The sequence below is a fragment of the Cellulomonas sp. P5_C6 genome (assembly GCF_054049635.1).
In genome coordinates this window covers 1-6,546 of the sequence record NZ_JBFULZ010000218.1, presented here as the reverse complement: position 1 = coordinate 6,546, position 6,546 = coordinate 1, and the positions used below count along the sequence as shown (strand labels likewise).

The window sequence follows — 6,546 nt, the reverse complement described above, 5'->3', positions numbered from 1 at the left end:
GCTGCGGGGCGCCGGGCTCGACGACGTCCGGGTGCTCTCGGTGCCCGGCGGCGCGCCCGCCGTGGTGGGCCGCCGGCTCGCCCCCGAGGGGGCGCCGACCGTGCTGCTGTACGCGCACCACGACGTGCAGCCGCCCGGCGACGACGCCGACTGGGACAGCCGGCCGTTCGAGCCGACCGAGCGCGGCGGACGGCTCTACGGGCGCGGTGCGGCCGACGACAAGGCGGGCGTCATCGCGCACGTCGGTGCCCTGCGGGTGCTCGGCGACGAGCTCGGCGTGGGCGTGACGGTCTTCGTCGAGGGCGAGGAGGAGATCGGCTCGCCCACCTTCACGGCGTTCCTGCACGCGTACCGCGACCTGCTCGAGGCGGACGTCATCGTGGTCGCGGACTCGTCGAACTGGGCGATCGGCGTCCCGGGGCTGACGACGTCGCTGCGGGGCCTCGTGGACTGCGTCGTCGAGGTCGCCGTCCTGGACCACGCCGTGCACTCGGGCATGTTCGGGGGCGCGATCCTCGACGCCCCGACGCTCCTGGCCCGCCTGATCACGACGCTGCACGACGACCAGGGCGACGTCGCGGTCGAGGGCCTGGTCCACGCGCCCGACCCGAGCGTCGACTACGACGAGGCGACGTTCCGCGCCGACGCGAGCGTGCTGGACGGTGTCCGCCTGGCCGGCACGGGACCGATCACCGCCCGGCTCTGGACGCGGCCCGCGATCGGCGTCATCGGCTTCGACGCCCCCCGCGTGGCCAGCGCCTCGAACACGATCACCCCGCGCGCCTCGGCCAAGCTCTCGGTCCGGCTCGCCCCCGGCCAGGACCCCGCCGCGGCGATGACCGCGCTGCGCACGCACCTGGTCGACCACGCCCCGTTCGGCGCGCGCGTCACCGTGACCGACGGCGAGCAGGGCAAGCCGTTCCAGGCGCCGCTGGACTCCCCGGCCATGCAGGCCGCCCGCTGGGCGTTCGCGCAGTCGTGGGGGACCGACCCCGTGGACATCGGGGTCGGCGGGTCGATCCCGTTCATCGCCGACCTGCTCGAGGTCTTCCCGGACGCCTCGATCCTGGTGACCGGCGTCGAGGACCCGGACGGCCGCGCGCACGGCGCGAACGAGTCGGTGCACCTCGGCGAGCTGGAGAAGGTCGTGCTGGCCGAGGCGCTGCTGCTGGAGCGTCTCGCGGCCCGCTGAGGCGCCTCAGGCGCTCCCGCGGTGCGCGACGCCGACGGCCTCGGCCCAGGCGCGGACGTCGTCGGGCAGCTCGGGCGACGGGCCGTCGTGGGTGCCCAGCAGGTCGATGACGTCGGGCGCGGCGATGCGCGACCCGTCCCGGCCGAGGAACCGCCCGGCGACGACCCCGCGCGCGACGTGCTCGCCGCCCCGGCGGAAGGTCTGCTCCAGGTAGGCGCAGCGCTGGTCCCAGCCGAGCAGGCGGGTGGAGATCTCGAAGCGCTGGCCCAGCGTGAGCGAGCGTCGGTAGGACATCGTCGACGACGCCACCACGGGGTACCAGCCGTGCTCCTTCAGCGGACCGAAGGCGCCGAGGTCGGCCAGGAAGTTGCTGCGCGCCACGTCCATCATCTGCAGGTACACGCCGTTGTTCACGTGCCGGTAGAAGTCCAGGTCGCCCGGGTGGACCCGCATGGAGGTCACCGACGGGTCGAAGAGCCCGCGGCCCGGGACGGCGGCTCGGGGGCGGGTGGTGGCCAGTGCGAGCTGGATCATCCGGGTCACGGCGGCGATGTTACTCGCGGGTAGGTTCCGTGGGAACGAAGTGCTCGACCACGGGGAACGGCTCGTAGAAGTGGTGCAGCAGCTCGCGCCAATGCGCGTACTGCGGCGACCCGCGGAAGCCGACCTCGTGCGCCTCGACCGAGTCCCAGCCGATGAGCAGCAGGTACGTGCCCGGGCTCTCGACGCCGCGTGAGACGTGGATCCCGCGGAAGCCCGGGATGCTCGCGACGAGCGGGGTGGCGTCGGCGATGGCCCGCTCGAACGCGTCCTCCTGGCCCGCCCGGACAGGCAGCAGGGCGTGCTCGAGCACGGGGGCGTCGAGCGGTCCCGTCATACCGGGGGCTCGGGGTCGTACTGGATGCCGCGCCGGACGGCCTTCGCGGCGTCGACGGACTCGAGCCGGGCGACCAGGTGCAGCGCCATGTCGATGCCCGCGGACACCCCCGCGGAGGTGACGACGTCGCCGTCGTCGACGAACCGCGCCTCGGTGTCCGCCAGGATGCTCGGGTCGAGGACGGCCAGCTCGTCGAAGGCGCCCCAGTGGGTCGTGGCCGGTCGCCCGGAGAGCAGGCCTGCGGCGGCGTACACGAGGGCGCCCGTGCACACGCTGGTCATCAGCGGCGTCGCGGCGCGCATGCCGCGCACCCACTCGAGGTGCTCGGGGTCGCGCAGGAGCGCGCGGGTGCCGAAGCCGCCCGGGTAGACGAGCACGTGCAGCGGACCCAGCTCGTCCGCGCTGAGGTCCGGGACGAGCCGCAGACCCTTGGCACAGTGCACCCCGAAGCCGTCGACCGAGAACGTCATGACCTCGGGACGCAGGTCCGAGGTGTTCGCCCAGTAGGAGAGCACCTMGTACGGCCCGACGACGTCGAGCTCCTCGGCGTCGTCGAAGACGAAGATGCCGACGCGCAGATGGTGCCCGGTGGACATGCTCAGTACCCCGGCAGCGCGAGCATCTGGTCGAGTGCCACCCGGGCCCAGTGGGCGTCGTCGGCGTCGACGACGATGCGGTTGACCGGCCGGCCCGCCACCAGGGACTCCATCGCCCACACCAGGTGCGGCAGGTCGATGCGGTTCATGGTCGAGCAGAAGCAGACCGTCGAGTCGAGGTAGTGGATGTTCTTGTCCGGGTGGGCGGCCGCGAGGCGACGCACCAGGTTGAGCTCCGTGCCGACAGCCCACGAGCTGCCCGGCGCGGCGGCGTCGAGCGCCTTGACGATGTACTCGGTCGAGCCCACCAGGTCCGCCGCGAGGACGACCTCGTGCTGGCACTCCGGGTGCACGATCACGGTGACGTCCGGGACGGCCGCGCGCATGTCCGTGACGTTGCGCACCGAGAACCGTCCGTGCACGGAGCAGTGGCCGCGCCACAGGATCATCCGCGCGTCGCGCAGCTGCTGGGTGGTCAGGCCGCCGCCGGGCTTGCGCGGGTCGAACACGACGCAGTCGTCGAGCGAGAGCCCGAGCTGCTGCACCGCGGTGTTGCGGCCCAGGTGCTGGTCGGGCATGAAGAGCACCTTGCCGGTGCCGTCGACGCCGCCGACCTTGTCGAAGGCCCACCGCAGGGCGACGTGCGCGTTCGACGACGTGCAGATGGTGCCGCCGTGCCGCCCGGTGAACGCCTTGATCGACGCCGCGGAGTTCATGTACGTCACCGGCACCGTCGAGTCCGCGACCCCGGCGTCGACCAGCACGTCCCAGGCGTCCTCGACCTGGTCGATGGCGGCCATGTCCGCCATGGAGCAGCCCGCGGCGAGGTCCGGGAGGATCACCTGCTGGTGGTCCGACGTCAGGATGTCGGCCGACTCGGCCATGAAGTGCACGCCGCAGAACAGGATGAACTCGGCCTCGGGCCGGGCGGCCGCCTCGCGCGCGAGCTTGAAGGAGTCGCCCGTGACGTCGGCGAACTCGATGACCTCGTCGCGCTGGTAGTGGTGGCCCAGGACGAACGCCCGGGAGCCCAGCGCGGCGCGGGCAGCCCGGGCGCGCTCGACGAGATCCGGGTCGCTCGGGGCGGGCAGGTCGCCGACGCACTCGACGCCCCGCTCGGAGGCCAGGTCGACGCCGCGTCCCAGCAGCAGGAGTGCCGACGGAGCCGGCTCGGAGAAGGTGCTCACACTCACGCGGCGATCCTTTCACACGGTCGCCCGCCCGCTCGTGCCACGATGCACGCCGTGCGCGTGCTCATCGCCCCCGACAGCTTCGGCTCGAGCCTCACGGCCGCCGAGGCCGCGGCCGCCATCGCCGGTGCCTGGCGGGGCACGGCGCCGGGGGACGAGGTCACAGCGTGCCCGCTGTCCGACGGTGGACCGGGCTTCGTCGCCACGCTCCACTCCGCCCTGGGCGGTGAGCTGGTCCCTGTCACCGTGACGTCGCCGGTCGGCGTCACGACGCCCGCGGTGGTGCTGGTGGTCGGGACGACGGCGTACGTGGAGACGGCGCAGGCGCTCGGCCTGCCCCTGGTGCCGGCCGACCGGCGCGACCCCACCCGGACGTCGAGCCGCGGAGCCGGTGAGCTGCTCGCGGCGGCGCTCGGCACGGGAGCCCGTCGGGTCGTCCTCGGCCTGGGCGGCTCGGCGACGAACGACGGCGGTGCCGGTGCGCTCGTCGGACTGGCGCGCGCGCTCGGCCTCGATGGACCGGCCGACCTGCTCGACGCCGGGGGCGGGGCGCTCGGCGCGGTCACGCCCGAGGACCTCGTCGGCCTCCGGGACCTGCGCGACCGGCTGCGCGGGACCGAGCTGGTCGTGGCCACGGACGTCGACGTCCCGCTCCTCGGGCTGCACGGGGCGAGCGCGGGGTTCGCTCCGCAGAAGGGCGCGACCCCGGAGCAGGCGCAGGACCTCGAGCGCGCGCTCGGGCACTTCGCCCACGCCGCGACCGCCGCCCTCGGCGACGCGGTCCGACCCGACCTGCTCGCCGGGGCACGCACCGCCTCCGCGACCTCGCGGCTGACGGCCGCGCCCGGTGCCGGCGCAGCGGGAGGGCTCGGCTTCGGGCTCGCGCTGCTCGGCGGCCGGCTGGTGCCCGGCGCGGTCGTGGTCGCCGACGCCGTCGRCCTGGACGACCTGATCGCCGACCACGACGTCGTCGTCACCGGCGAGGGGCGGTTCGACTGGCAGTCCCTGCACGGGAAGGTCGCCGCGGAGGTCGCGTCGCGCGCGCTGGCGCACGCCGTGCCTACCGTCGTCCTCGCCGGGGAGGTGCTGGTCGGGCGCCGCGAGCTGTCCGCCGCCGGGATCACCGCCGCCTACGCCGTGGGCGAGACCCCCGAGCAGGTGGCCGCCGCCCTGGCCGACCCCGCCGGGAGCCTGGCGGCCCGCGCCGCACGCGTGGCGAGAACCTGGTCACGTTGACGGGGATGTCGCCCCAGGAGTCGTACCCTGGACGGGAACAACCTCAGGCCCGGTGCTGTTGCTCGAGGTTGACGACCGAGTTGACGCAGCGATTGCACCGTCCAGTGAGCACCCAGGAGATCCCATGAGCGAGACCACCGCGACCGAGACCGCGACCGAGACCCACGGCGTGCTCCTCACCGACTTCGCCGCCTCGAAGGTCCGCAGCCTCCTCGAGCAGGAGGGCCGCGACGACCTGCGTCTGCGCGTCGCCGTCCAGCCCGGTGGCTGCTCCGGCCTGATCTACCAGCTGTACTTCGACGAGCGGGTCCTCGACGGCGACGCCCTCAAGGACTACGACGGCGTCGAGGTCGTCGTCGACCGCATGAGCGTGCCCTACCTCGAGGGGGCGACGATCGACTTCGCCGACTCGATCGAGAAGCAGGGCTTCACCATCGACAACCCGAACGCCGGCAGCGCCTGCGCGTGCGGCGGCTCCTTCAGCTGATCTGACCTCCGCAGGCCCGGTCCCTCACCAGGGGCCGGGCCTGAGTCATGCGTGCGTCCGGACCGTCAGCGCGTGCACGCCGTCGTGCTCGGTCGCGCCGACCATCTCGTGACCCCGCATCCGTGCCCAGGCCGGGACGTCGTGCACGGCCGCGGGGTCGGTCGCGAGCACCGTGAGCTCGGTCCCGGGCGGCGCGTCCGCGGCGGCTCGGGCCAGCCGGATCACCGGGGCCGGGCAGCGCAGCCCTCGGGCGTCGACCGTGGTCACAKGCCGCCGACCCCCCAGGCCTCCCGCACGCCGGCGACGATCCCCGGCAGCTCGTCCAGGAATCGCTCGACGTCCTCGGTCGTGGTGCCGCGGGGGAGCGCGAGCCGGATGTTTCCGTGGGTGAGCGCGCCCATGGCCGCCAGCACGTGGCTGGGCTCCAGGGCGCTGGACGTGCACGCCGACCCCGAGCCCACCGCGAACCCGCGCTCGTCCAGCGCGGTCAGCAGAGCCTCGCCCTCGACGTAGAGGCAGGAGAACGTCAGGACGTGGGGGAGCCGGTCCACCGGGTCGCCGACGACGTCGACGTCGGGCACCTCGGCGGCCACCCGCGCCCGGACCCGGTCGACCAGCCGCCGCCGGGATCCGTCGTCGGCGGCGCGGGTGGACGTCGCCACCTGGAGAGCCACGGCCGCGGCCAGCGCCGCGGGGACGCTCACCCCGCCCGGGAACCACCGGTCCTCGTCCTCGGGCCAGTCCGGCGAGCGGCGGACCCCCGAGCGGGTCACCAGGACCCCGAGGCCGCCCGGGCCGCCCCAGTCGCCGGCGTCCGCGGCCAGMAGGTCCCAGGCGTCCCCGACGTCGACGTGGCCCAGGCTCGCGCCGGCGTCGACCAGCAGCGGGACCCCGGCCGCACGGGCGGCGGCGTGCGCGGCTGACACCGGCTGGCGCGTACCGACCTCGCCGTTCGCGTGCTGCAGGGC

General features: G+C 74.5%; 9 protein-coding genes. 3 read left to right on the top strand and 6 right to left on the bottom strand.

Features of this window, described 5'->3' with window-relative positions; genetic code table 11:
- Nucleotides 1-1,192, top strand: a 1,192-nt coding sequence (locus ACXJKG_RS18315; protein WP_456847172.1) for a M20/M25/M40 family metallo-hydrolase, incomplete at its 5' end; no start/stop codon positions are given.
- A 6-nt stretch (nucleotides 1,193-1,198) separates the two neighbouring features.
- Here the strand turns inward: ACXJKG_RS18315 and ACXJKG_RS18310 are convergent.
- From ACXJKG_RS18310 to nadA, 4 genes are read right to left on the bottom strand one after another with little or no spacing between them, the layout of a single operon-like run.
- Nucleotides 1,199-1,726, bottom strand: coding sequence for an acyl-CoA thioesterase (locus tag ACXJKG_RS18310; RefSeq protein WP_456847173.1), 528 nt, complete (start codon nucleotides 1,724-1,726; stop codon nucleotides 1,199-1,201).
- A 19-nt stretch (nucleotides 1,727-1,745) separates the two neighbouring features.
- Nucleotides 1,746-2,069: an antibiotic biosynthesis monooxygenase family protein gene (locus ACXJKG_RS18305; RefSeq protein ID WP_456847171.1), complete on the bottom strand. Its 324-nt coding sequence runs from the start codon at nucleotides 2,067-2,069 to the stop codon at nucleotides 1,746-1,748.
- Nucleotides 2,066-2,665, bottom strand: a complete 600-nt coding sequence (locus ACXJKG_RS18300; protein WP_456847170.1) for a DJ-1/PfpI family protein — start codon at nucleotides 2,663-2,665, stop codon at nucleotides 2,066-2,068. Before ACXJKG_RS18300 ends, ACXJKG_RS18305 begins: the two co-directional genes overlap by 4 nt.
- Nucleotides 2,666-2,667: 2 nt before the next feature.
- Nucleotides 2,668-3,858 carry a quinolinate synthase NadA gene (gene nadA, locus ACXJKG_RS18295; protein WP_456847169.1) on the bottom strand — a complete coding sequence of 397 codons (1,191 nt, stop codon included), beginning with the start codon at nucleotides 3,856-3,858 and terminating at the stop codon, nucleotides 2,668-2,670.
- A 42-nt stretch (nucleotides 3,859-3,900) separates the two neighbouring features.
- Here nadA and ACXJKG_RS18290 point away from each other — a divergent pair, with 42 nt between their 5' ends.
- On the top strand, nucleotides 3,901-5,091 hold the full coding sequence (locus tag ACXJKG_RS18290) for a glycerate kinase family protein (RefSeq protein ID WP_456847168.1): 1,191 nt from the start codon (nucleotides 3,901-3,903) through the stop codon (nucleotides 5,089-5,091).
- A 124-nt stretch (nucleotides 5,092-5,215) separates the two neighbouring features.
- Nucleotides 5,216-5,578 carry an iron-sulfur cluster insertion protein ErpA gene (erpA, locus tag ACXJKG_RS18285; RefSeq protein WP_370503438.1) on the top strand — a complete coding sequence of 121 codons (363 nt, stop codon included), beginning with the start codon at nucleotides 5,216-5,218 and terminating at the stop codon, nucleotides 5,576-5,578.
- A 45-nt stretch (nucleotides 5,579-5,623) separates the two neighbouring features.
- Here the strand turns inward: erpA and ACXJKG_RS18280 are convergent, their stop codons facing one another.
- Complete coding sequence (locus ACXJKG_RS18280) at nucleotides 5,624-5,845, bottom strand: sulfurtransferase TusA family protein (RefSeq protein WP_456847167.1); 222 nt, start codon at nucleotides 5,843-5,845, stop codon at nucleotides 5,624-5,626.
- Nucleotides 5,842-6,546 (bottom strand): aminotransferase class V-fold PLP-dependent enzyme (locus tag ACXJKG_RS18275; RefSeq protein WP_456847166.1); only part of this gene is annotated, 705 nt, incomplete at its 5' end. The genes ACXJKG_RS18280 and ACXJKG_RS18275, both read right to left, overlap by 4 nt.

Coding starts and splice junctions, on each gene's coding strand:
- ACXJKG_RS18310 (WP_456847173.1), bottom strand. CDS start 1,726: ATGATCCAGCTCGCACTGGCCACCACCCGCCCCCGAGCCGCCGTCCCG.
- ACXJKG_RS18305 (WP_456847171.1), bottom strand. CDS start 2,069: ATGACGGGACCGCTCGACGCCCCCGTGCTCGAGCACGCCCTGCTGCCT.
- erpA (WP_370503438.1), top strand. CDS start 5,216: ATGAGCGAGACCACCGCGACCGAGACCGCGACCGAGACCCACGGCGTG.